General features: G+C 30.6%; 26 protein-coding genes. 13 read left to right on the top strand and 13 right to left on the bottom strand.

Features of this window, described 5'->3' with window-relative positions:
* Positions 1-88 precede the first annotated feature (88 nt).
* Positions 89-970, top strand: a complete 882-nt coding sequence (locus tag DPN68_RS09060) for an ATP-grasp fold amidoligase family protein (RefSeq protein ID WP_113989334.1) — start codon at positions 89-91, stop codon at positions 968-970.
* 18 nt (positions 971-988) lie between these two features.
* Complete coding sequence (locus DPN68_RS09055; RefSeq protein ID WP_113989333.1) at positions 989-1,870, top strand: ATP-grasp fold amidoligase family protein; 882 nt, start codon at positions 989-991, stop codon at positions 1,868-1,870.
* Between the two features lie 4 nt (positions 1,871-1,874).
* On the opposite strand, the gene DPN68_RS09050 is transcribed toward DPN68_RS09055, so the two are convergent.
* Positions 1,875-2,603: a class I SAM-dependent methyltransferase gene (locus DPN68_RS09050; RefSeq protein ID WP_113989332.1), complete on the bottom strand. Its 729-nt coding sequence runs from the start codon at positions 2,601-2,603 to the stop codon at positions 1,875-1,877.
* 245 nt (positions 2,604-2,848) lie between these two features.
* On the opposite strand from DPN68_RS09050, the gene DPN68_RS09045 reads away from it, so the two are divergent.
* Together DPN68_RS09045 and DPN68_RS09040 are read left to right on the top strand one after the other, a co-directional pair.
* A complete protein-coding gene (locus DPN68_RS09045; protein WP_113989331.1) occupies positions 2,849-3,961 on the top strand; it encodes a glycosyltransferase family 4 protein in 1,113 nt (370 codons plus the stop codon).
* Between the two features lie 141 nt (positions 3,962-4,102).
* A complete protein-coding gene (locus DPN68_RS09040) occupies positions 4,103-4,840 on the top strand; it encodes an ATP-grasp fold amidoligase family protein (protein ID WP_133256588.1) in 738 nt (245 codons plus the stop codon).
* Here DPN68_RS09040 and DPN68_RS09035 read toward each other — a convergent pair.
* The 3 genes from DPN68_RS09035 to DPN68_RS09025 are packed head-to-tail and all read right to left on the bottom strand — an operon-like array spanning position 4,829 to position 7,533.
* On the bottom strand, positions 4,829-5,560 hold the full coding sequence (locus DPN68_RS09035) for a 7-cyano-7-deazaguanine synthase (protein WP_113989329.1): 732 nt from the start codon (positions 5,558-5,560) through the stop codon (positions 4,829-4,831). The two genes, DPN68_RS09040 and DPN68_RS09035, sit on opposite strands and share 12 nt — an antisense overlap.
* Positions 5,561-5,578: 18 nt before the next feature.
* Entirely contained in the window at positions 5,579-6,478 is a 900-nt protein-coding gene (locus tag DPN68_RS09030; protein ID WP_113989328.1) for a polysaccharide pyruvyl transferase family protein, read from the bottom strand.
* Positions 6,475-7,533: a glycosyltransferase family 4 protein gene (locus DPN68_RS09025; protein WP_113989327.1), complete on the bottom strand. Its 1,059-nt coding sequence runs from the start codon at positions 7,531-7,533 to the stop codon at positions 6,475-6,477. Before DPN68_RS09025 ends, DPN68_RS09030 begins: the two co-directional genes overlap by 4 nt.
* A gap of 72 nt (positions 7,534-7,605) precedes the next feature.
* On the opposite strand from DPN68_RS09025, the gene DPN68_RS09020 reads away from it, so the two are divergent.
* Genes DPN68_RS09020 through DPN68_RS09005 form a run of 4 tightly spaced genes read left to right on the top strand, consistent with a single transcriptional unit; the run spans position 7,606 to position 11,002 of the window.
* Positions 7,606-8,373, top strand: coding sequence for a lipopolysaccharide kinase InaA family protein (locus DPN68_RS09020; RefSeq protein WP_113989326.1), 768 nt, complete (start codon positions 7,606-7,608; stop codon positions 8,371-8,373).
* A 24-nt stretch (positions 8,374-8,397) separates the two neighbouring features.
* Positions 8,398-9,210: a glycosyltransferase gene (locus DPN68_RS09015; protein ID WP_113989325.1), complete on the top strand. Its 813-nt coding sequence runs from the start codon at positions 8,398-8,400 to the stop codon at positions 9,208-9,210.
* Between the two features lie 23 nt (positions 9,211-9,233).
* Positions 9,234-10,052: a glycosyltransferase family 2 protein gene (locus tag DPN68_RS09010; RefSeq protein WP_113989324.1), complete on the top strand. Its 819-nt coding sequence runs from the start codon at positions 9,234-9,236 to the stop codon at positions 10,050-10,052.
* A 5-nt stretch (positions 10,053-10,057) separates the two neighbouring features.
* Positions 10,058-11,002 carry an NAD-dependent epimerase/dehydratase family protein gene (locus DPN68_RS09005; protein ID WP_113989323.1) on the top strand — a complete coding sequence of 315 codons (945 nt, stop codon included), beginning with the start codon at positions 10,058-10,060 and terminating at the stop codon, positions 11,000-11,002.
* On the opposite strand, the gene DPN68_RS09000 is transcribed toward DPN68_RS09005, so the two are convergent.
* Both DPN68_RS09000 and DPN68_RS08995 read right to left on the bottom strand, forming a co-directional pair.
* Complete coding sequence (locus DPN68_RS09000) at positions 10,992-12,044, bottom strand: glycosyltransferase family 9 protein (RefSeq protein ID WP_113989322.1); 1,053 nt, start codon at positions 12,042-12,044, stop codon at positions 10,992-10,994. The genes DPN68_RS09005 and DPN68_RS09000 overlap by 11 nt on opposite strands.
* Before the next feature lie 4 nt (positions 12,045-12,048).
* On the bottom strand, positions 12,049-12,864 hold the full coding sequence (locus tag DPN68_RS08995) for a 2,3,4,5-tetrahydropyridine-2,6-dicarboxylate N-succinyltransferase (RefSeq protein WP_113989321.1): 816 nt from the start codon (positions 12,862-12,864) through the stop codon (positions 12,049-12,051).
* A 107-nt stretch (positions 12,865-12,971) separates the two neighbouring features.
* Between DPN68_RS08995 and DPN68_RS08990 the strand changes: the two genes are divergently transcribed.
* The 5 genes from DPN68_RS08990 to mazG all read left to right on the top strand — a co-directional run bounded on the left by DPN68_RS08990 (position 12,972) and on the right by mazG (position 16,335).
* The gene (locus DPN68_RS08990; protein WP_113989320.1) at positions 12,972-13,817 is read left to right on the top strand and encodes an META domain-containing protein; all 846 of its coding nucleotides are present in this window, start codon (positions 12,972-12,974) and stop codon (positions 13,815-13,817) included.
* 32 nt (positions 13,818-13,849) lie between these two features.
* Positions 13,850-14,260, top strand: a complete 411-nt coding sequence (gene ruvX, locus DPN68_RS08985; protein ID WP_113989319.1) for a Holliday junction resolvase RuvX — start codon at positions 13,850-13,852, stop codon at positions 14,258-14,260.
* A gap of 33 nt (positions 14,261-14,293) precedes the next feature.
* Positions 14,294-14,881 carry a peptide deformylase gene (gene def / locus DPN68_RS08980; protein WP_113989318.1) on the top strand — a complete coding sequence of 196 codons (588 nt, stop codon included), beginning with the start codon at positions 14,294-14,296 and terminating at the stop codon, positions 14,879-14,881.
* Between the two features lie 128 nt (positions 14,882-15,009).
* Positions 15,010-15,438, top strand: a complete 429-nt coding sequence (locus DPN68_RS08975) for a DUF5606 family protein (RefSeq protein WP_113989317.1) — start codon at positions 15,010-15,012, stop codon at positions 15,436-15,438.
* 123 nt (positions 15,439-15,561) lie between these two features.
* Positions 15,562-16,335 (top strand): nucleoside triphosphate pyrophosphohydrolase, encoded by a 774-nt coding sequence (gene mazG / locus DPN68_RS08970; protein ID WP_113989379.1) that lies wholly within the window; start codon positions 15,562-15,564, stop codon positions 16,333-16,335.
* Positions 16,336-16,603: 268 nt separating this feature from the next.
* Here mazG and DPN68_RS08965 read toward each other — a convergent pair whose 3' ends face one another.
* From DPN68_RS08965 to DPN68_RS08935, 7 genes are all read right to left on the bottom strand, one after another.
* Positions 16,604-17,143: a hypothetical protein gene (locus DPN68_RS08965; protein ID WP_113989316.1), complete on the bottom strand. Its 540-nt coding sequence runs from the start codon at positions 17,141-17,143 to the stop codon at positions 16,604-16,606.
* 5 nt (positions 17,144-17,148) lie between these two features.
* Complete coding sequence (locus tag DPN68_RS08960; protein WP_113989315.1) at positions 17,149-18,060, bottom strand: hypothetical protein; 912 nt, start codon at positions 18,058-18,060, stop codon at positions 17,149-17,151.
* A 48-nt stretch (positions 18,061-18,108) separates the two neighbouring features.
* The gene (locus DPN68_RS08955; RefSeq protein ID WP_113989314.1) at positions 18,109-19,998 is read right to left on the bottom strand and encodes a DUF349 domain-containing protein; all 1,890 of its coding nucleotides are present in this window, start codon (positions 19,996-19,998) and stop codon (positions 18,109-18,111) included.
* A gap of 144 nt (positions 19,999-20,142) precedes the next feature.
* A complete protein-coding gene (locus tag DPN68_RS08950) occupies positions 20,143-20,907 on the bottom strand; it encodes a shikimate dehydrogenase family protein (RefSeq protein ID WP_113989313.1) in 765 nt (254 codons plus the stop codon).
* 6 nt (positions 20,908-20,913) lie between these two features.
* Positions 20,914-21,882 carry a DUF368 domain-containing protein gene (locus DPN68_RS08945; RefSeq protein ID WP_113989312.1) on the bottom strand — a complete coding sequence of 323 codons (969 nt, stop codon included), beginning with the start codon at positions 21,880-21,882 and terminating at the stop codon, positions 20,914-20,916.
* Between the two features lie 68 nt (positions 21,883-21,950).
* Positions 21,951-23,345 carry a tetratricopeptide repeat protein gene (locus DPN68_RS08940; RefSeq protein ID WP_113989311.1) on the bottom strand — a complete coding sequence of 465 codons (1,395 nt, stop codon included), beginning with the start codon at positions 23,343-23,345 and terminating at the stop codon, positions 21,951-21,953.
* Between the two features lie 273 nt (positions 23,346-23,618).
* Positions 23,619-24,809 (bottom strand): aspartate aminotransferase family protein, encoded by a 1,191-nt coding sequence (locus tag DPN68_RS08935; protein WP_113989378.1) that lies wholly within the window; start codon positions 24,807-24,809, stop codon positions 23,619-23,621.
* Between the last annotated feature and the right edge of the window lie 8 nt (positions 24,810-24,817).

Raw genomic sequence — 24,817 nt, 5'->3', positions numbered from 1 at the left:
AGATTATCTAAAATATTATACATTTGTTCAAGCTCTTGCTGATTTAAATTATTATAAATTCCTTTAACTACTTTTAGAATTAAAAAAGATGAATTTTTTCAAGAGAAAATACTATAAATCATACATAGGCTTGCTGAAGTTTTTTGGAGCAAGTGATAAACAAATTTCTATATATCATTATTTATTAAAAAATGGTATAAAACCAGATTTAAAAAATCCAAAAGAATTTATGGAGAAAATTTTATGGCTTAAACTTTATTACTATAAAGAAAGTTATGGGAAATTTGTTGATAAATATGAGGTTAGAAGTTATGTTGAAAATAAAATAGGTAAAGAATATTTAAATGAATTTTTTGGAGTTTATGATTCGGTAGATAGTATTGATTTTAATGGTTTACCTAATCAATTTGTGTTAAAAGGAACTCATGGTTCGGGATATAATATTATTGTCAAAAATAAAAATGAACTTAATATAAACAAGACTAAAAGGAGATTGAGTCAATTTTTGAATAGCAATTACTATTACAAATTTCGTGAAATAATTTATAAGGATGTTAAACCAAGAATTTTAGTTGAAAAATACATTTCTGAAATAGATAATGATTCACTAATTGATTATAAGTTTCATTGTTTTCATGGAAAACCAAAATATGTTTTTGTACAAAAGAATAAATCAAAAGATTTGAGAAAATGTTTTTATGATTTGGATTGGAACCAAGTTCTTCCAGAGCAATACATTTCATCTTTTTATAAGGCCAACTTTAAAAAACCTGAGAATTTTGATGTAATGTTGAGAGTTGCAGAAAAATTATCAGAGGGGTTTATTTTTTTGCGTGTAGATTTGTATTCTATAGGAAATAAAGTTGTTTTTGGTGAGCTTACTTTTTTTTCAAATGGTGGACTTGTAAGAAGTTCAGTCGAAAGATTTAATAAAGAATTTGGAGATTTGATACATTTGCCCAATAATTAAATTTAAGTAACAAACGATATGAATTTTTTAAAAAGAAAATATTATAAATTATTAATTAAGTTACTAAGACTAAGAGAAGGTAATGATGAGAAAATTACAATTTTACAATATCTAATAAAGAACAATCATAGACCCAATCTGAAAAATCCAAAAGAGCTTACAGAAAAATTACTTTGGCTTAAACTGAATTATTATAAAGAAAACTATGGTGACTTTGTAGATAAGTACGAAGTGCGAAATTATGTAGAAAAAAAAATTGGGAAAGAATATCTAAATGAGCTTTATGGGGTTTATGATTCAGTATCTCAAATAAATTTTGAGACCTTACCTAATCAATTTGTATTAAAAGGAACTCATGGTTCTGGGTATAACATTATTGTTGAAGATAAAAGCAAATTAAATATCAAACAAACAAAGAGAAAATTGAATCATTTTTTATCTCAAAATTATTACAATAAGTTCCAAGAGGCAATTTATAAAAATGTAAAGCCACGCATTGTTACTGAAAAATACATATCTAAAATTGATGATAACCCTGTGGTAGAATACAAAATTTTTTGCTATCATGGAGAGCCTAAATACATATTCGCTGAAAAAAAAGAATCAAATAGTATTCAAAAATGTTTTTATGATTTAGAATGGAATAAAATTTTACCACAAAAAGAGAGTCCTATTTTTACAAAATCTAACTTCATGAAGCCTAATAATTTAGAAAAGATCCTAGAAGTGGCTACAAAATTATCAGAAGGTTTTATTTTTATGCGCGTAGATTTATATTCGGTAGGCAATAAAATTACTTTTGGAGAGCTTACTTTTTTCTCAAGTGCAGGATTAATAAAAAGCAAAATAGAAAGATTTAATACAGAATACGCTAAACTTATTCAATTGCCTAATTTATGATATTTTAAACATTATTTTTTATAATTCTATATCTGATAAGTCCCCAATTCACTTCAATTCCTGTTTTAGTGTATTCTAAGCCTAAAATATCATGAATACCATCAAAGATAACAATGTCATTGGCTTTGTCTAATCCAAAAAATAGTTTAAAAAATAAAATCATTTCTTCTTTGGTGTTAAAAACAAATGGGTATTCATTGTATATACATTCTACAATATTTTTTTGGATGTTTGGGTGATTTTTAAAATAAGCTTCATAAAAGAAATTGCCTTTATGACCTAGAGAATTGTATTCATTTACAAATTGATTTAAAAATACATCAACTGAAGACCCTTTCTTAACATCTGCAAAAATAAAATCTCGATTACTTTTTACTACTCTTAAACATTCTTCTATAAAAAGAGGTACATTTTTTAAATGATGCATACCGCTAAGAGAAAAAACAGCATCAAAAGTATTTGATTCAAATGGCAATTTTTCTGGTGAAACAAGTTTAATGTTTTCATTTGAAAATCCTTCAGAAAAATCTGTTGAAATAACATTTACATTATTTGGTACAAATTTTTTCAAATAACCTCCTCCTGCTGGAACATCTAAGATAGTATGAACAGTAGAAAAATCTGTGGACATAATCAATTGGTTAAATTCATTAGATCTTGCATTAGGAAATTGTTGCATAGCAAAATGATAGTCCTTGGCTCTCTCTTGAAATATTACTCTGTAATCATTCATTAGATATTTTTTTGATTATAATATTCTTAATTCTATTTGTTTTTTTTGTAAATGTACTTTTTTTCATTTTAGTTTATATTTCTATTAAATACTTTTTTTGATTAGAATATCAATTAAATTTAGAGTAAATTGGGACTTTTAATCAGGTTAACTATTTTAAAAAATGAAATTATAATATAAATATTTTTTATGAATTTTATTTATGTTTATGGAATAATATACATTTGTTGCGAAATTTTCCAATAATGAGATTAATACAAATTACCGCTTCCAATGTATGGAGGGGGCACGAGCAAAAAATTATATATCTTTATGAAGCTTTTAGAGACTTTGGTTTAGTGGATGATCAATGGATTGTATGTCCGAAGAATTCGGAGATATTTAAAGTTGCTTCAGAAAGAAATATGCAGGTAATACCTATTGAGTTTCGTTCGGAATATGATTTCAAATTAGCTAAAGAAATTAAAAAAATTGCTGATGATAAAAAGGCAAACATTATTTTTATTCATAATAGCCAATCTCATACTCAAACAGTCTTGTCGTCCTTGTTTTTTGGATTATCCATTCCTTTAGTTTTATGTCGCACATTAATTAAAAGAGTGGATACTAATTTTTTTAGAAAATGGAAATATAATTACAAAGGCATTAATAAAATTATTTGTGTTTCTTATCCTGTGGTTGATGTCCTTAAATATGCGGTTAAAGATCATGATAAATTATGTGTTGTAGGTAGTGTAACTGATATTCACAAATTTAAAAAAACAGAACGTGCCGGAATTTTACATCAAGAGTTTAATATTCCAAAAGACTATAAAATTATTGGAAATATTGCTGCATTTACTGGATTTAAAGATCACAAAACATGGGTAAATACGGTTGCAGAATTAGTAAGGAGAGAGGTGAAAGCTAAATTTATTTTGGTTGGAGAAGGAAAATTAGAGGCTGAAATAAAACAACAAGTTAAAGATTTAGGAATAGAAGATGCGATAATTTTTGCTGGTTTTAGAAAAGATATCCCAGAAATTTTACCTGAATTCGATTTGTTTTTATTCACTTCAAATAATGAGCCTACGGGTGGCGTTTTATTAGAATCGTATGCTTGCAGAGTTCCCATTGTAGCTGCGAATGCTGGAGGAATTCCTGAAGTAGTGAAAGATAATGAAACTGGATTATTGGCTGAAGTTGGAAATCCAATTGATTTTGCAGATAAAGTGATACTCCTTTTAGAAAATAACGAACTGCAGAAGAAATTTACAGATAACGGATATGAATTTTTAAAGCAAAATTTCACAAAAGAAGTAATCGCTAAGAAAATGTTTGACGAATTGAATGAAGTGTTAATTAAAAGCCGAAATTAATTGAATTTTTTTAAAAAGAAATACTACCAACTTTATTTGAAATTTCTTCAAAGATTTTCAAAAAACGATGTATTGTTCTGTAAAACCAAATATTATTATTATAATAAACGTTCGTTAAATCTTGAACAGCCAGTTGAGTTTATGGAAAAAATTCAATGGTTAAAATTATATCATTATAAAGAACAATTAGGAAATTTAGTTGATAAATACGAAGTAAGACATTTTGTTGAAAGTAAAATAGGAGCTTCTTATTTAAATCCTATCATTGGAATTTATAACTCTGTTGAAGACATCGATTTTGAAAATTTACCTAATCAATTCGTAATAAAAGGAACTCATGGTTCTGGATATAATTGTATTGTAAATGATAAAAGCAAAGTGAATCAAAATAAATTGGAGCATAAGTTAGCTTCGTTTTTAAAAGCGAATTACTTCAATGAAAATAGAGAGTATATTTATAAAAATGTAGCGCCAAGACTTTTGGTAGAAGAATATATTTCGGAGTTTGATTCTAGTCAATTAATTGATTACAAGTTTTATACCGTTCATGGTGTTCCTAAATATGTATTGGTTAAAGTAATCGAAAACGGAAAGGATAAAAAATGTTTTTATGATTTAAATTGGAATAAAATTTATCCAGACGTAATTTCATCAGACTTTTTACAAACTGACATTTCTCGCCCAAGTAATTTTAATGAAATGTTAGAGGTTGTAAAAAAGCTATCTTCTGATTTTATTTTTGTTAGAGTTGATTTGTATTCTTTGCAACATAAAATTATTTTTGGAGAACTTACTTTTTTCCCAACAGCCGGTGTAAAACGTTTTAAAATAGAATGTTTTAATAAAGAATTGGGGGACACAATTACGTTACCCCTTTAATTTGTTTTTATAGATTTTTATATAACCTAAAATTCTATTTGTTAACGGAACACGATAACTTAATCCTTTTTCAATGGTAGCCATGCAAGGATTACATTTGCCACATGGTAAATTGTTTTTTGGTTTATGGCAAAACCAAGTTAAATTCATAATGTTTAACCAATTGTTTTCTTTTGCTATACTAAGCATTTTCGTTTTTAATAAATAAATAACTGGGAAATGAAAATATTTAAACACCGTGTCTATTGTGTAATAGAGTTTTTTGTCGCTACATTCTGAAGGATTTACTTCTAAGTAATTTTGTTTTATAAAATTGCCAAATGAATTTAAATCTAAGTTTTTTTCAACGCTAATTTCAACGTTTTTTAAATCATAATGGTGAGAAAATTGTGCTAGCCATTCGTACTGACTTCCAATTTTTCTCATTGATGAAAGTTGCTGAAAGGCAAAACCAATTTCATCATTTTCTGTCAGATTTTCCTTTTCAACAAACCAAATAGGTTGAATCAAATCAATCGCCTCAGGAAATTCATCTTTTATTTTATCTTGAATTTTCTGAATAGCTTCTAATTCGTTTTTTAAAGATTTTCTATTTTTATCAACTATATAAATGGGTTGAACACTTTTCTTTTCCATTAAAATGATTTGAAGAAGTCGGAATGTAGAATCCCATCCGCTGGTCCATAAAAGCAGATTTACATTTTTTTTGTCTATTTCCATTTGGAAGGCTTCTAAAAATTAAAGATTCAAATAGTTAAATACTTTCTCAGAAAAATTCATGTTAATCTCTCGACATTCTTCTAATAGTCCACTAAAAGTTTCGCCTTTATTTAAATGATTTAAAGCATCATCGAAATTAGAAATAATGGGTTGGTATTTGAAATCAAAAAACTTTGAAGAATTTGGAATTGTAATAACTTTTTTTTCCATTAACATTGCCCAGTACATTGTATGGTAACTATCGGTTATTATATTTTCTGATTCCCCAATGAACTCAATTAAATCTTCTAAATTGCTTGTATTGGATGAGGTTGCAAAATTTTGATATTTTTTTGTGATGTTTTCTTTTTTTAGTGTGTCTTTGTGAAAGACAATACCAACCTCTTTTTTTGTATCAAATTTTTGGTCAAAAATTGGATGTAAACAACTTACACAAGGTACAAATTCCCCCGGCATGCTATAATCTCTTGTTCCAACAAGCCCAAATTTGTTAATATCGATATTGTATTTTGAAACTTTGCCATAGTTTTCTTTTGATTTTTCATTGTGGCCTACACCCCAAAGCACTATTTTTTTTCCTTTTTCAGATATTTTTTCAAACAATTTCATTTGCATTTCAAACCCACCTCGGTTTAATAAGCCGCCACCTCCAACAATTATAGATTTATTACAAACATCTTCAATATAATTACTGCGAATTTTTTCATTCTCATTTTTGTAATCAAATATGTCAAGATATTTTCCTCTTAAGCGTTCAAAGTAATGATGAGGTGCGCAATAATAATCTCCAATATTTTTGGTATCGATTCGATGAATATTAACAACACTTTCGTTAAAATAGTTACCATTTAAAATTTTTCTGGTTACATCATAACGATTCCATTTTCTTTTTAGTGAATTAATTAAATTTAAACTCATATAATTGATTTGTAAATTTTTAAATAAGAATTTGCAGTATTTTCCCAACTAAATTCATTAGACCTTTGTATTAATAAGTCTTTCATATTTGGATTGTTATTGTGGGTGTTTAATCCTTTTTTAACAATGTTTGCCATGTATTCAGAATCATAATTATCCCAATAAAATGATAGATTTCCACCAATTTCAGGCAAACATGTGTTATTCGATAAAAAACAAGGTTTTCCAAATGACATAGCTTCAATAATTGGTAAACCAAATCCTTCTCGCAACGATGGGAATAATAATCCTAAAGAGTTATTATATAAGAATTGTTTATCTAGTTCAGAAATTTTACCTATTAAAAATACATTTTTAAGATTATTCTTTTTAATATATTCTTTTAATTTAACAGCTTCACTTGTGGTGTTTTTTCCAGCGATTATAAGATTGTATTCTGGAAAAAAAGACATCATTTTTACAATTGAGATAAAATTTTTCCTCTCAGTAATTTCGCCTATTGTAAAAAAATAAGGTTTATCTTTTGTAATTTCTAATCTATAATTTTCAGGAATTTCAATTTTTTCAATGGTATTGCCATTGTAAACTATATACTCTGGAATATCTGGAACTTCAAAATATTGATGAGTAGATTGCTTTGCGTATCCTGAAATATAAACAATTGCATTACTTTTATTTATTTTATTTTGGAAACTAATATGATTAGGTAAATTTTTATAGTTTCTCACGTCTTTAATGTGTGAAATATTATGAATTGTCAGCAAGTAGGGCGTATTATAAAATGGCTCAATTTTAGAATTTTGATTCATCGAATGCCATAAATCAAATTTTTTCTTAATTCTGGAGATTTTATATCTGTGAAAAGAGTAGTATTTTTTTATTTTATAAAAATTATTAAATTCAGTCTCATATTTTTTTGTATAAGTGCAATACATATGCATTTCAAATGAGTGATCATTTGAATGAGCTAATGATTTTAAAAGGTGATAATTAAATTGTCCAAAACCGAAATTTAAGTTATTAATATGATGCGATTCTAAGAATATTTTTTTCATTAAAGATGATTTGTAAACAAATGTAAGAATAAATTTTTATATTGTTTTTGTAAGCATATTTATTAATTTAGCATGATGAAATTTAAATTAAATAAAAAATATAATATACTAAGTAATCAAATTTTAAACTTTATTACTAATTTCAAAAATGAAGGAAAGTATTTTGTATCTGGTAAACGAAATACAATTAAACTTTTTGAATTAGAAAATGAGGTTATTAGTATAAAATCTTTTAAGAAACCTAACATATTCAATAAGATAGTATATTGCTATTTTAGAAAATCAAAAGCACGTCGTTCGTTTGAGTTTGCTTCAAAATTGATTGAATTCAAAATTGGAACACCTCAGCCAGTTGCTTTTTACGAAAATTATGATTGTATTGGATTAAAAGAAAGTTACTACGCTTGTGAACATCTAGAAAATGTTTTCGAATTTAGAGAAATTGTGCAAGATGAAGCTTTTGAAAACAGGGATTTTATCATTCGAAAATTTATACAATTTACCTTTGAAATGCATCAAAAAGGAATCGAATTCTTAGATCATTCTCCAGGAAACACACTAATTAAAAATGAAGGTAATGGTAATTATTCTTTTTATTTGGTGGATTTAAATCGGATGAAATTTCACAACGCGATAGATTTTCAAACCCGAATGAAAAATTTATCTCGCTTAACACCTAAAAAAGAAATGATTGCTACAATGAGCAATGAATACGCAAAACTTTCTGGTGAAGATGAAAATACTGTTTTTGAAACCATGTGGAAATTTACGGCCGATTTTCAATTTCGTTTTCAAAGAAAAAAAAGAATCAAAAAGAAATTAAAGTTCTGGAAAAAGTAGTATTTTCACTTTTTTATACCTTAGATGAAATTATCTGTAATCATTACAACATACAATTCGGAAGATTGGTTACGTAAAGTGCTAATCGGTTACAGCGTACAAACTGAAACTGATTTCGAATTGGTAATTGCAGATGATGGTTCTACTGAAAAAACTAAACATCTATTAGAAGAATTTAAGTCTTCTTTTAAATATCCAATCGTACATGTATGGCATGAAGATAATGGATTTCGTAAATCAGAAATTCTTAATAAAGCCATTTTGAAAACAAGTGCAGATTATCTTCTTTTTACGGATGGCGATTGTATTCCAAGAAATGATTTTGTAAAAATGCACTTAAAGCACCAACAAAAAGGATATTTTTTATCAGGTGGATATTTTAAATTACCTTTGCAGTTGTCAACTCTTATTTCGGTAAATGATATTGTAAATCAAAATTGTTTTTCAATTAAGTGGTTGGTTAATAATGGTTTGAAGGCTAATTTTAAAATTTCAAAACTCACAAAGAATAGTTATTTCGCTAGTTTTATGAATTGGATTACACCAACGAAAAAAACATTCAACGGACATAATTCTTCGGTTTTTAAAGAAGATTTATTGGCAATAAATGGTTTTAATCAAGACATGCATTATGGTGGATTGGATAGGGAAGTAGGAGAACGTTTGTTTAATTTTGGAATATTATCAAAACAGATAAGATACGACGCAATTTGCTTACATTTGCATCATGAAAGAGGGTATGCAGATCCTCAAAAAATTCAAGCTAATTTAAAAATTAGACGATACAATATAAAACACAATATCATTAGAATAAAAAACGGAATCGTTTCAGAGTAGATCCGTTTCAAACAAAAATAAAAATGAAAATATCAGTAGTAGTAAGTACATATAACGCAGAAGAATGGTTAGAAAAAGTCTTAATTGGTTATAGCGTACAAACTTATAAAGATTTTGAATTAATAGTTGCCGATGATGGTTCCCGACCTTCAACAAAAGAGTTGATTGATTCATATGCAAAAGACTATCCTGTTCCAGTGCGTCATTTGTGGCATGAAGATTTCGGATACAGAAGACAAGAAATATTAAATGTAGCAATAGTTGAAGCTGCTCACGAATATATCATAATGACAGATGGTGATTGTATTCCAAGAGCTGATTTCGTAGAAGTGCATGCAAAGCAAGCTGAAAAAAGAAAATTTTTATCAGGTGGATATTGCAAACTTCCAATGAAAACTAGTAAAGCTATTACGAAAGAAGATATTCTTACACAAAGATGTTTTGATGTAAAATGGCTAAATAAAATTGAGAAATTAGATTTTTCAAATACTTTAAAATTAGGTTCAGATGGAATTATCGCTAAAATTTTAGATGTTATTTCACCTACAACATCATCTTTTAACAATTGTAATTCTTCTGGATTTAAAGATGATATGATTGCAATCAATGGTTATGATGAAAGAATGAAATATGGTGGACCGGATAGAGAATTTGGAGAGCGTTTAGAAAATTACGGAGTAAAAGGAAAACAAATCCGCCACAAAGCGATTGTTTTACACTTAGATCATGCACGTGGTTATAAAACACCAGAATCGTTAGCAGCTAATCTAGCCATTAGAAAAGATGTACGTGATAAAAAAATTAAATGGACACCTTTCGGAATTAAGAAAGAAGAAAAATAAAAAGTATGCGAATATTAGTAACAGGAGCAGCAGGATTTATAGCTTCACATTTATGTGAAAAATTAGTAGCATTTGGTCACGAAGTGGTAGGATTAGATAATTTTAATGATTATTATAGTCCAGATTTAAAGGAAATGAATGCTAAAGATTTAGAAGCAAAAGGGGTTTTCATCTTTAGAGTAGATTTGAACGATGACTTATCAAAAGTATTCGAAAAACGTTATGATTATATATATCATTTGGCAGCCCAACCTGGAATTTCATCCGATACTACTTTAGAAGAATATGTTATAAATAACATTTATGCAACTCAAAATTTGTTAGATGCAGTTTTGGCTTATAATCCAAATCTAAAATCTTTTGTAAACATTGCTACTTCTTCAGTTTATGGAATTGAAGCTACTGTTGATGAAACGATTCCAGCGCAACCTGTTTCTTTTTATGGTTCTACTAAATTAGCAGCCGAACAACTAGTGTTAGGATTACAACGTCTAGGGAAACTGAAAGCATGTTCTATTCGTTTATATTCAGTTTTTGGACCAAGGGAACGCCCAGAAAAATTATATACAAAATTAATTGAAAATCTTTACAAGGATAAACCATTTCCATTGTTTGAAGGAAGTGTAAAACACGAGAGAAGTTTTACTTATGTAGGCGATATTGTTGATGGATTAGCTGCAATTATCAGCAAAGAAGATTTGGTGGATGGTGAAATCATCAATTTGGGTACTGATGAGGTAAATACAACTCAAGAAGGAATTACCGCTGTAGAGCAAATCATGAATAAAACCCTGATTATAGATAATAAGCCACCAAGAAAAGGAGATCAGCAACGCACCGCCGCAGTTATTGATAAAGCAAAAAAACTATTGAATTACGAACCTAAAGTTACCTTAAAAAAAGGACTTGAGGAACAAGTAAGATGGTACAAAGAGAAATTTATTGACTAATCTTTTTTACAAATTGCTGTAATTTATCAGCAAATAGTTTAGGATTCAATTTATCATACCACTCCAAAGCTTTTTCTTTAAAGTTTTTGGGGTGTTTGTTTTTATATAAGTCTGGAAAATAATCGGATAAGTGTACAATTTCATGCAACCCCGTTTCTTCAAAAATATTCCATGAAGTTCTATTAATCCATGGTGCATAAATAGTAAATGTTGGAATATTTAAAGCTTTTGACATATTTGTAGCACCACCTTCATTCCCAACCAAAGCATCACATTGCGACAATACTGCTAAAAATCCACGTAACCCTTTTACGTAAAAATCAAAAATAATTTTAGTTTTAGTTTCGGTATTACATAACTCAAAAATTGCTTTGGCTTCCTCTTGTTGGTTAGGCATATAATTAAAGACCAATTGCACATCAGCAGTAGAAGCAATGTTATTTAACACTTCAGCCATATATGCATTAGGTAAGCTTTTGTTTTTACCGCTTCCTAAAACACTAATCATGATTGTTTTTTTCGAAACATCTAATTGACTTGCGATTTGATTTTTAGCAGTTTCAATTTCAGATGAAGTTAAATGAATTTTTGGAAAAATCTGCTGCACTTCTTTTTTTATAGCCGTTTTGGCTAATAAAATTCTAAAAGCATTTGCTGTTCCATTACACTCCGTATCAGGAATAATGGTTTCTGTTAAGAAGAGTTTGGAATACCATTTGTAAGTTCCAACTCGTTTTTTTGCACCACTTAAATAAGTAGGAAGTAAACTTTGAAACTTCCCATAAACATCAATTACGGTATCGTATTTTTCTAGTTTTAATTCTGTTCCTAAACGGAATAATCCTTTTAACCCTTTGTATTTTTCTTCTTCAAATAACAGAATTTTGTTAATAAAAGGATTGTTTTCCACAACAGGGAAAGTATTTTTTTGAATTAAATAATGCACTTCACAGTTGGGATGTTCTCTTTTTATAGTTTCACAAATGACAGTACTTGCCAGTACGTCACCAATCATCTTAATTTGTATGACAAGTACTTTCATTTATTTATACCGCTACGTTGTATTCTCTCAATGCATCATTTAAAGAAGTCTTCAAATCTGTTGAAGGTTTTCTTTGCCCAATGATAATGGCACAAGGCACTTGATAATCACCCGCAGGGAATTTCTTTGTATAACTTCCAGGAATTACTACCGAACGAGCCGGAACAACTCCTTTATATTCAACAGGTTCATCACCAGTAACATCAATAATTTTAGTCGAACCTGTCAAACACACATTCGCACCTAAAACCGCTTCTTTTCCTACGTGAACACCTTCCACCACAATACATCTTGAACCAATGAAAGCACCGTCTTCAATAATTACAGGAGCGGCTTGTAATGGTTCTAAAACACCACCAATTCCAACACCACCAGAAAGGTGAACATGTTTTCCAATTTGGGCACAACTTCCTACGGTTGCCCAAGTGTCCACCATCGTACCTTCATCTACATAAGCACCAATGTTTACATAACTTGGCATCAAAATTACACCAGAAGAAATATAAGCACCGTATCTCGCAACAGCATTTGGAACTACACGAATTCCTTTTTCAGCGTAATTGCGTTTCAACAACATTTTATCGTGATATTCAAAAATACCCGATTCCCAAGTTTCCATTTTTTGAATAGGGAAGTACATTACCACTGCTTTTTTAACCCATTCGTTTACTTGCCAACCGTTTGCTGTTGGCTCAGCCACACGAAGTTTTCCGCTATCTAATAATTCAATAACTTCTCTAATGGCTTTTTGTGTTGTATCTTCTTGAAGTAAAGCACGGTTTTCCCACGCTTGTTCTATTGTTGCTTGTAAATTGGTCATATTTTTCATAATTTGTGTAGCAAAGATAGCATTTTCTCAATTTTGGAATTGTTTTTGATTACAGAAAAAGCAGTAATTTTATAGATATAACAAAAAATAGTATTATCATGAAAAAAAGTTTTTTGATTTTAGGAATAATAGCCTTTGGTTTTACTTCTTGCAAGAATGACACTGAAAAACAAACAGAAATCACACCTATTGACTCAACAGTAGTTCAAATCGATGAGCATAATGCAAAAAGCAGTTTAGACTATACAGGAACATACAAAGGAAATTTGCCATGTGCTGATTGTGAAACGATTGAAACTACAATTTCACTAAAAGAAAATTCGTATACCAAAGAGACGGTTTATAAAGGAAAATCGAAAGAAGTTTTCAAAGAAACAGGCAACTATTCATGGAATGAAGCAGGAAACACTATTACACTTTTGAATTCGGAAGCTCCCAATCAATATTTTGTGGGCGAAAATGTATTGTTTCATTTGGATGCTAATGGAAAACGTACTGAAGGCGATTTGGCATCAAATTATCAATTATCAAAAATTGAAATTACTGAAGTTGTTCCAAATCCTAAAGAAGAAGTAAAAACCAAAGAAGCAGCTAAAGTAGAATTGAAAAATTCAAAATGGCGTTTGGTGAAATTAAACGGAAAAACAATTCAGAAAAGTAAAGATGCTAAAAGAGAGTATGGAATTACGTTCAATACCGATGGAAGATTTTCCGCTTTTGCAGGCTGTAATAATATGGCAGGAAGTTACGAATTGAGAGAAGAAGTAAGTAGAGTTGTATTCTCAAAAGTAGCATCTACCATGATGGCTTGTGAAGATATGCTAACGGAACAAGAGTTTGCAAAAGTTTTAGAAATCGTTGATAATTACAACTTCGATGGCAAAACTTTAAAATTGAACAAAGCCAGAATGGCGCCACTTGCCGAGTTTGAAATTATTAAATAATTGACCGTATATTTGTTGAAAATAATTAAGTAATGCGAATTTTAGCCATAGATTACGGAATCAAACGAACAGGAATTGCCGTTACTGATGAAATGCAGATGATAGCTTTTGGGTTAACCACAATTCCGTCTGAAACGGCAATTGCTTTTTTGAAAGATTATTTTTCCAAAGAAAAAGTGGAGCGTATCATCGTTGGAGAACCAAGACAAATGGACGGAACACCATCGCAAAGTGCCGAAATCATCAATGCTTTCGTAGCTAAATTTAAAGAAGCTTTTCCTGAAATGCAGGTGGAACGAGTGGATGAACGTTTTACATCCAAAATGGCATTTCAAACCATGATTGACAGTGGATTAAAAAAGAAACAACGTCAAAATAAAGCTTTGGTTGACGAAATTGCCGCAACAATTCTACTTCAAGATTATTTACAATATAAAAAATAGTATTTTTGCGTTTTTAAAATTAATACGATTATCATGATTTTACCAATATATGGATACGGAGAACCCGTTTTACGCAAAGTAGGAGAGGACATCACTCCAGAATATCCAAATCTTAAAGAAACAATTGCTAATATGTATGAAACTATGTATCATGCACATGGCGTTGGTTTAGCGGCTCCGCAAGTTGGGTTGCCAATTCGTTTGTTTATTGTAGATACAGAACCTTTTAGCGATAGTGATGATGTTTCCAAAGAAGAAGCTGCTTTAATGAAAGAGTTCAAGAAAACATTCATTAATGCTAAAATCATCAAAGAAGAAGGTAATATTTGGGGATTCAATGAAGGTTGTTTGAGTATTCCAGATGTACGCGAAGATGTTTTTCGTCATGATACTATAACTATTGAATATTTTGATGAAGATTTCAATAAGAAAACAGAAGTCTATAATGGTTTGATTGCACGCGTAATTCAACACGAGTACGATCACATCGAAGGAATTTTATTTACCGATCATTTGTCGATGTTGAAGAAAAAATTAATTGGGAAAAAATTAATGAATATTATGGAAGGTAAAGCTTTTCCTGATTATAGAATGAAATTTCTTAGCAAAAAAGGAAGATAAGAGTGAAATTCCAATAGCAAAATTTCAAATTCCAATACTTGAAGTAAAATTTAAGAGTTTTTTGGAATTTGGAATTTGAAATTTGAAATTTAAAAATATATATTTGCCAACCTTAATAAAAACAAGTTATGAGTATTCAAAAAATATTAGCCATTTCTGGCAAACCAGGATTATATGAATTAAAAATTCAAACACGTACAGGTTTCGTAGCGGAATCTTTATTAGATGGAAAAAAAATCACGGTGGGTTTAAGAAGTAATGTGAGTTTATTATCTGAAATCGCGGTGTACACTTACACTGAAGAAGTGCGTTTATCTGAAGTTTTGAAAGCTATTGCTACCAAAGAAAATGATGGTCCAGCTTTATCTCATAAAGAAGACGAAGCGAAAATCAGAACCTATTTCCGTGAGATACTTCCAGAGTTTGATGAAGATAGAGTATACACTTCTGATATTAAAAAAATATTGAATTGGTATAATATTTTACAACCAAAAGGTTTTGTAACATTAGAAGCTTTATCTAAAGAAGAAAAAGAAGAGACTCCAGCGGCTGAATAAGCCAAAAGAAATTTATATACCAATCCTGCGTTTTCCACGTGGGATTTTTTATTTTTACGTATTAAATCAATTTTGTATAGACAAGCCATTGGCTTGTCTATACGTCAAATAATTAAAACGAAAATGAACACACGCCAACAGCAACTACAAGCTTTCAACCGACTTTTAGATATCATGGACGATTTACGCGAAAAATGTCCTTGGGATAAAAAGCAAACGCTAGAAAGTCTGCGTCATTTGACGATTGAAGAAACTTACGAATTAGGTGATGCTATTTTAGACAACGATTTGCAGGAAATCAAGAAAGAGTTGGGCGATGTATTGTTGCATATTGTTTTTTATGCAAAAATTGGTAGCGAAACTAATGCTTTTGACATTGCTGATGTTGCCAATTCTATTTGTGATAAATTAATTGATCGTCATCCGCATATTTATGGTGATGTGGTGGTGGCAGACGAAGAAGAAGTTAAGCAAAATTGGGAAAAACTAAAACTAAAAGAAGGCAAAAAATCGGTTTTGGAAGGTGTCCCAAAAAGTTTGCCAGCGTTAGTAAAAGCAAGTCGCATTCAAGATAAAGTTAAAGGCGTTGGATTTGATTGGGAAGAACCGCACCAAGTTTGGGAAAAAGTACAAGAAGAGTTAAACGAACTCCAAGCTGAGGTACAATCGGGTAATCAAGATAAAATAGAAGCCGAATTTGGGGATGTTTTATTCTCCATGATCAATTACGCCAGATTCTTAAAAGTAAACCCAGAAGACGCTTTAGAACACACTAATAAAAAATTTATCAAACGTTTCCAATATTTAGAAAGCAAAGCCAACGAATTAGGCAAACCCTTAATGCATATGACATTGGCAGAAATGGATGTTTTTTGGGAAGAAGCGAAGAAGTTGTAGTTTTCAGTCTCAGTCTCAGTTTTTGCGTTTAGTATGTCATGCTGGAAGCATCTCTTTTAACCACAAGGAACACAAAGAAGGCACTAAGTACACAAAGTTTTTCCACTCAGTTTGTCATGCTGAAATCGAAGATTCAACGAAGTTATTAAATTCAAAGCTGCTAAATATTTCAAAACATAAAAGCTTTGAAGAAAAAATTTTACGTTTTTTTGTTTGTAATTCCTTAAAACTATTTTGACGATTCGATTAGTAGAAAATCAAATGTTACTTACCAAAATTTCCACCAAGGTTTAATTTCTTGAAAATTTTCATTAAACGACTTTTCAGAATAGATGTCTGTTATGAAATGATAATCATCAATGTAAAAAACATCTTTTTTAAATAGCCCGTTTCCTAAATTGTTTATTTGACCTCCAAAATCATATTCAAATAATTGATTTTGTTCGTTAATGAAATGTACTACATTATATTTAGAATCATTTTCAGGAACAAATACTTGAAACCATTCTCCGATTTTAAAATCACCTGATTCACGAATTAAACTTTTATGAATGTATCCTTTTACTTTTGGATTCAATTCTTTTATCGATTCGGGATAGCGTAAATAATTAATAAAATAACAGAATCTTTCAAAATCAGGAGATTCACTAAATATGAGCGAGTAAATTTCTGGATTACCTTTTTTTCGGTAAATGCTGATAGTTTTGGTAAATCCTGAGTCTTGATATAAGTTTGCTAAATCTGAAATAATGGTAATTAAATCACTTTCAGTTATATCTGTTATTTTAATGTGATGAGTTGTTGACATATTAATTAGTTTTCATCAACAATTAATTCAATCTCTCTGATTTCAACTGTTTGTTCGTCGCCTAAATTAATATCAACAATATGAGAGGAATAAATTGGCCAACCTGTATTGTGCATAGAAGTAGCCATCCGTATTTCGTTTTTTAATTCTTCTAATATATAGTCACCTTTATAACCTCTAGTTTTTTTAAGGAACTCTATTACAGATTTTTTCAATTCTACACTATTTACAACTTGTTCCATTCTTAAAACTGCAAATTCATATTCCGAATTGATATCAGTCATTTCAAATGTTATGTCTGCATCAAAAGGTTTTCCTCCCAAAAGGTTTGGTACTTCCATTTTAGCACTTTGACTTTCATTTAATTCAAATGCAACCCCATGAAAATAATGAAATTGGTTAATATCTTTAGCAAATAAATTTTCCAACGAATTTTTATTTTTAAGAAAAAATTCCAACTTAGTGAAATCAGAACCTAAATCTGAAAGTGATTTGTTTTCTTTTTTAATGTTATCCAATTTCTTTTGAATTTGTTTTCTAACGGATTCTAAATTAGTTATTTTTTCAAATACACCTAATTCATCAGTCTTGTATTTAATTTTTATTCCTTCATAAATTTTATCAATTTCTTGTTTTATTTTACTATTACTTGTAGTAACGAAATTTTTAAAGTGCCACTCTATTTCATAATTTTTAGCTGTTGAATCTATAACTATAATTTCAACCTGATATTTGATTTTATTTTTTAAGATAGAATCGTTTTTTACAATTCTATATTGAGAAATTGTTATATCATAATTTTGTTTTTCTTTTAAATCCCAAAATGTAATTGCTTGAAATGTAGATTCTTCATAATTGATTTGTCCAAATGAGTAATTGATAATTACAAAAAATAAAATAGATAGTGCTTTTTTCATAAAATAATTAAATCCCAAGCTTTCACTCGGGATTATTTAGGTTAATTTTTATATTTCTCTTAATTTGCTTAATTTTTCTTTCCACAATTTCAAGTCTTCTTTGTGGCGTTCGATGTTTTTCTGAACTTCTTTGATGAATGGATTCTCGCCTTTCGAACTACTGCTAATGAACTGAATGTTGTTTTCTAATTGGAAAATTTCATTTTGAACTTCGTCAATTTTCTTTCTGATAAAGAATTGCTCTTTTTCAATGGATCTTCCGTCTTCGTTTTCAACCCATTGGTCAATTTTAGCACTAAAACGCATCATTTCAGTGTCTTTTTTAGATAAACTCAACTTGTCAAATAATGCATCTAATATTTTGTTGAATTTCCCTTCAATATGACGACGATTAAATGGCACTCTTCCAATAGCTTTCCACGCTTCAATATGACCTTTAATAGCATCTAAATCAGTTTTGTGGTCGCCAGATAACGTGAAGTCTTTCAATTGGTCTAAAAATTCTTTTTTCTTGTCAAAAGCTGCAATTTCTTCATTGCTTTCCGAATTTCTAACCGCATGCATTCTATCGAAATAGTGGTTGCAAGCATCTTTGAATTCTTTCCAAATCTTATCCGAATTTTTCCTTGGAACGTGACCAATTTTCTTCCAATCTTCTTGAATTTGCTTCATGATTGGCGTTGTCGCTTGAAAATCTTCGTTATCTTTTAATGCATTGGCTTTTTCTACCAACGCCATTTTCTTTGTTAAATTCTCGTGTTGCTCGTGTTTGATGTCTTTGTAAAACGCATTTTTATTGCTGTTGAACGAACGCACCGCATTTTTAAAGTTAGCCCAAGTAGCTTCGTTTACTTCAGAAGGCACTTTTCCAGCTTTGAAGAACGAGTCTCTTAAAGCTTCCATTTTTTTAATTTGTCCTTGCCAACCGTTATGCGAATTGATTTTTTCTTCGCCCAATGCAATAATTTGAGCAATAATTTGATTTTTCTTCGCTAAATTTTCATTTTCACGTTCTTTCGCTTGTCCGAAATAGGCTTCGCGTTTGTCGTGCATTTGCTTGGTAATTTCACTGAATTCATTCCAAATGGTTTCACGATGTTCTCTATCAACAGGACCAATTTCTTCTTTCCAAACGCGGTGTAACAATTGCAATTCACGGAATGCTTTCATTACATCTTCTTCGTTCAATAAAATTTTGGCACGTTCAATAATCGCTAGTTTTTGGTCTAAATTATTTTTTAAATCCAAATCACGGGCTTCTTTGTCCAAATGCATTAAATCGTAAAAACGCTCAATGTGAAAATGGTAATTGTTCCAAACAATATTGTATTTATCACGTGGAATAGCACCTGCATTTTTCCAACGTTCTCTAATGTCGTTTGCTTTTTTGAACATATCGTTGATGCTCAGTGTTTCATCTGTTCCATCAACAAGGTTTTTCAACTCTTCAATTAACTCACTACGGTAAGTCAAATTGTTTTTTAAGTTTTTTTGTAATTGGTTGTAATGCTGATTACGTTGCGTTTTATATTCATCGTAAATAGCATCAAATTTATTTTTTAGCGGGAAATGGTATTCAAATTCCGCATTTTCATCGGTATTGTTTTCGTTGAATTCTTCACGTTTTTCATCCATAAAGTGGTGAAAGTGATTTAAAAACGCTTTTTTAATTTCTTCCACATGGTCTTTAATGGCCATGACTTTGTGTTGTTGGACTAACTTTTGTAATTCATCAGCTAGTTCTTCCATCGAAAGCGTTTCGTAATCCAACATTGGGATTTCGTGTTTGTCTTGTACAGAGTCGTCTTCACTTTCTTCTGCATTGGAATGATCAATAGCATCTTGTGCCGATTGATTTTCAACTACAACTTGTTCCATTTCCGACTCTTGAATTTGTCCATCTGCTTCTTGCAGGTTATCATGCTTTTCTTCTAACATTGTGTAAAATGCTTAAGGTTACTATTATTTGCGTTCGAAGATACTAAAGCATGACCAAAATTCAAAGAAAATCGGTTAAATGTGCATTTTTTTATTTGAAATGAGTTAAAAAAACACTTTGTAGTAGTAAATAATGAGACAGTTTTACTTTTTATTCCAAATACGCCAAGCTTTTTCCGCTTGAAAAACTAGCATTTCGTAACCGTTTTTGGTCGAAGCGCCATTGGCTTTGGCACGTTTTAAAAATTCGGTTTCTTCTGGATTGTAAACCAAATCAAAGGCAAGATGCTTGGAAGTAAATAAGCTATAATCTAAATTGGGAAAAGTCTCTGTATTGGGATGCGTTCCAAGTGGTGTAGTGTTGATGATAATTTGGTAATCCTCAAAAACTTCTTGCGTAATTTCTTCATAGCTCAACTCAAATTCATTAGGGTTTCTAGAAACGAAATCGAATTCAATTTTTAATTTTCGCAACGCAAATGCAACGGCTTTACTAGCGCCACCAGTTCCTAAAATTAGCGCTCTTTGATGGTGTTCTTCCAATAAAGGCAACAATGCTTTTTTGAAACCATAATGATCGGTGTTGTAGCCTTTTAATTTTTTACTTTTGGAAATTGAAATAGCGTTTACAGCACCAATTTTTTCAGCGTTTTTGGATAATTCGTCTAAATAAGGAATGATTTCTTCTTTGTAAGGAATAGTAACATTTAATCCGCGTAAACCTTTAGTTTCTGCAAAGATTTCAGGAAATTTTTTTATGGAATCGATATCAAAATTCAAGTACTCACAATTATCGAAATGCAATAATTTGAATTTCTCTGTGAAATATTTTTTGGAAAACGAATGACTGATGTTTCGACCAATCAGTCCGTATTTCACTTGTTTTTTGTCTTTTTTTTTCTTTGCCATGACATCTTAGTTTTTACCTAGTTTCGCTGCGATTTTTTCTAATCCAACAATTAAAATAAATCCGAAAAATACCATTACAACAGCTCCAATAATTTGTGGATTTCCTTCAAAATGCTGTGGTAATATACTTTTTTCTAAAAACGGGACCACTTCCCCATGACTATTCAATCGGGTTTCTAAGACTTGTTTCCAAGGCCAAATTTTATTCAAAGAACCTATCATGAATCCAATTAACACGGCTAAAGTGGTGTTTTTATGATGCGCAAACATCCAATGCAAGATTTTTGAAAATAATTTTAATCCTAAAATGGCTCCAACTGCAAAAGTCATTAATTTAATCATGGCTTGACCTAAAATTTCCATGTTAAATGATGCAATTCCTTCTCTAAATTGGTTGATAGTTCCAATTACAGTTTGGTATGAACCCATTAAAAGCAAGATGAAAGCGCCAGAAACGCCAGGTAAAATCATAGCTATAATGGCTACAAATCCGGATAAAAATAAATAGGGTAAACTATCGGGAGAAGCTACTGGTTTTGCAATGGTAATATAATAAGAAACAAAAGTTCCTAAAAGTAAAGCGAATAGTGAATAGTATTTCCAATGTGTTATTTGCTTCCAAATCAACAAAATACTTGCTAAAACCAATCCAAAAAAGAACGACCAAACTAAAATAGGATGATTATCTAATAAAAAGGTAATTACTTTAGAAAAAGTTAAAATACTAATGAAAATTCCGCTAATTAATGCTAATAGAAAGTTACCATTTAAGGCTGCCCAAGTAGCTTTAATTCCATTTTTTCTTACGGAAAGAATCGTTTTTAAATCAAATTTATTGATGCTATCAATTAGTTCTTGGTAAATTCCAGAAATAAATGCAATGGTTCCTCCTGAAACTCCAGGAACAACATCTGCAGCGCCCATGGCAATTCCTTTTAAGCTAATTAGTAGATAATCTGGAAAAAGTTTTCTCATGGTAATAAAAAAATCATTCGAACTAAAAACGGTTGGTTTTCAATTGGAATGATTTTATGATTTTAAATTTATTCGCTATATTTTTTGATAATATTTTGTACTGATTTTTTATTCCAAATACTTGGGAAAAGTTCTTGAATCAGCGTATGATTTTTGAAATTCATTCGCAGACCATTATTCAAATGAAAGTTTCCTTTTCTGGTTTGTCCCATTAAATAATACAATCCAGCTAAACGATATTCAATCTCATATTCGTCAGGAAAAACTTCAGTAGCTTGTAATAAAATCTCGATAGCTTCTTCGTTTTCACCAATTACTTGAAGCATATTGGTCCACAATAAAAAAGTATCTAAATTAATATCACCATGCTCAAAAGATTTTTTATAGCCTAATTCTGCTTCTTCAAAATGATGTAATGCTTCGTTGATTACGGCATATCGTTTCCAATATTCGCTATTGTCTCCATCAATCCCTAAGGCTTTGTTCGCATAGTACAAGGCTTTTTGGTAGTTTTTTTGACGAATATAAAAATCGGTAATTGCAATCCAAGCTTTGTCTAGCAACGGGTCTTCATGAACGGTTTTGTGATAATATTTTAGTGCTAATTCAATATTTCCAAGCTTTTCGTAGCATTTTCCCACGCGCAATAAAGCAAATGAAGTAGCATCGTCTAACTCCATTGTGGTTTTGTAGCAATCAATGGCTTCTTGGTATTTTTTTAATTTTTCTAAAGACTTTGCTTTTTCCAAATATGCACCCAAAAAACTCTCATCAATTAATGTAGCATAATCATAAGCCCAAACCGCTTTTTCGTAGTTTTTTAACGAATAGAATTGGCGACCTAATTGATGCCAAGCGACTTCACTATACGGATTTTTATCAATAAATTGCTCTAAATACGCTACCGCTTCTTCATTTTGGTCAAGAAAATCGAAACAATATACTACATTGTATAACGCAGAATAATCTTCGGTATCACTTTCCAAACATTTAATGAAATAGGTTTTGGCTTGTTCTAAATCGTCCATAAACAAATATTCCATTCCAATCATCGAATACACATCCGCTAAATCATCGGTATAAGTTAAAGCAATTTGAAGTTGCTCAACGGCTTTTTCGTGTTGATCGCGTTTGGATAAAATATTGGCTTTTTGGATGTAAATTTCTTCGTTGGTAGGCTCAATAGCGAATAATTCATTTAGAATTTTTTCAGCTATGTCCAATTTGTCTTCGTAAACCAACAGTTCTACTTGAACCAATTGCAAGCCTGTAGATTTGGGATGTTGTTCCAAACCTAATTTTAAAGCTTTCTTTGCTAGGTTCATTCGTCCTGTATCCATGTAATGAAGAATAATATCTTCAAACTCCTCCGAATCGAAAAAGAAAACCTTGTTTGTCTTCAACATCGACTCAAATTTAGATAAGGAACGGTTGCTTTCTTCTTCATCGTGACTCAATCTCATAGCTTTTCTTTTTATGGTTTTGTCCTTATATAAAATTAAGGAATTAATTGGGGCGCTTCGTTTCTACTTGTATTTGTTTTGAACAATTTAATTAACAATTTCAAAAGTCAAATTCAAGTTCAAAAATCAATTTCAAAAGTCTAATCTCTAACTTCTAACCTCTATTTTCTTTTTTGGAACACAGATTTAAGAAATTTTATAAATTTTAGAAATTTTTGCGACTTAGCGTCTTGGTGGCAAAAAACTGAAAATCCAATATCTAAACTCTAACTTCTAACCTCTATTCTCTAATACCTCATTCATCACTTCAAGAATAATGCCACAACCTTCTTTAATTTCTTCATTTGAAAGGGTAAGTGGCGGTGTGATACGAATGGCGCAACCTTCGAAGAGTAACCAAAATAAGATTAAACCTTTATCTTGGCATTTGAGAATGACTTCATTGGTAATTTCCGGACTTTCTGTCATGGCGGCTAGCATTAATCCTTTGCCTCTAATTTCTTTGATTAGTGGATGAACCAATAAACTTCGGAACAATTGTTCTTTTTCCAAAGCTTCTTGCATTAAATTAGTTTCCGTTAGTTCTTGCAAAGTCGCTAATGAAGCTGCAGCAATTACGGGATGACCGCCAAAAGTGGTTATATGTCCTAATTTAGGATCGTGACTCAATAAATCCATCATTTCAGGGGAAGCTGTGAAAGCACCAACAGGCATTCCGCCGCCCATTCCTTTTCCCATAACCACAACATCAGGAACGATATCGTAATTTTGGAAACCAAATAATTTTCCTGTTCGTCCAAAACCGGGTTGGATTTCGTCCAAAATCATAATAGCACCAACATCAGTACAACGTTGGCGTACTTTTTTAAGGAAATCGTTTTCAGGTTGGATGAATCCAGCGCCACCTTGAATGGTTTCTAATAAAACGCCAGCAGTTTTGGTAGTTATTTTTTCTAAATCCGCTTCATTATTGAACGTAATAAAATCTACATCGGGAATTAATGGACGGAAAATTTGCTTTCTTTCTTCAAATCCCATTACACTCATGCTTCCCATGGTATTGCCGTGATATGCATTATGACAAGAAATCAACTGACTTCTTCCTGTAACTCTTCGGGCTAATTTTAAAGCACCTTCAATGGCTTCTGTTCCTGAATTTACCAAATACGTTTTGGTAAGTGGATAGGGAAGATGCTCGGCTAATAAACGACAGAATTCGGTAGCTGGATGTTGGGCATATTCGCCATAAACCATCACGTGCGAATACGTATCCAATTGTTTTTTAATAGCGTCATTCACGCGTTTGGGTTGGTGACCTAAAGTATTGGCTGAAACCCCAGCAACGAAATCTAAATATTTTTTTCCTTTGGTATCGTAAATATAAGAACCTTTAGCGTGAGAAACTTCCATTGCCAAAGGATGTTCTGTGGTTTGCGCTTGGTATTTAAAAAAATCAGTTAACATGTTTTGGG

The sequence above is a fragment of the Flavobacterium tibetense genome, from assembly GCF_003293845.1.
Lineage (GTDB): Bacteria > Bacteroidota > Bacteroidia > Flavobacteriales > Flavobacteriaceae > Flavobacterium > Flavobacterium tibetense.
Note: the sequence above shows the minus strand (reverse complement) of the source record. Positions and strands in the feature narration are given on the sequence as shown.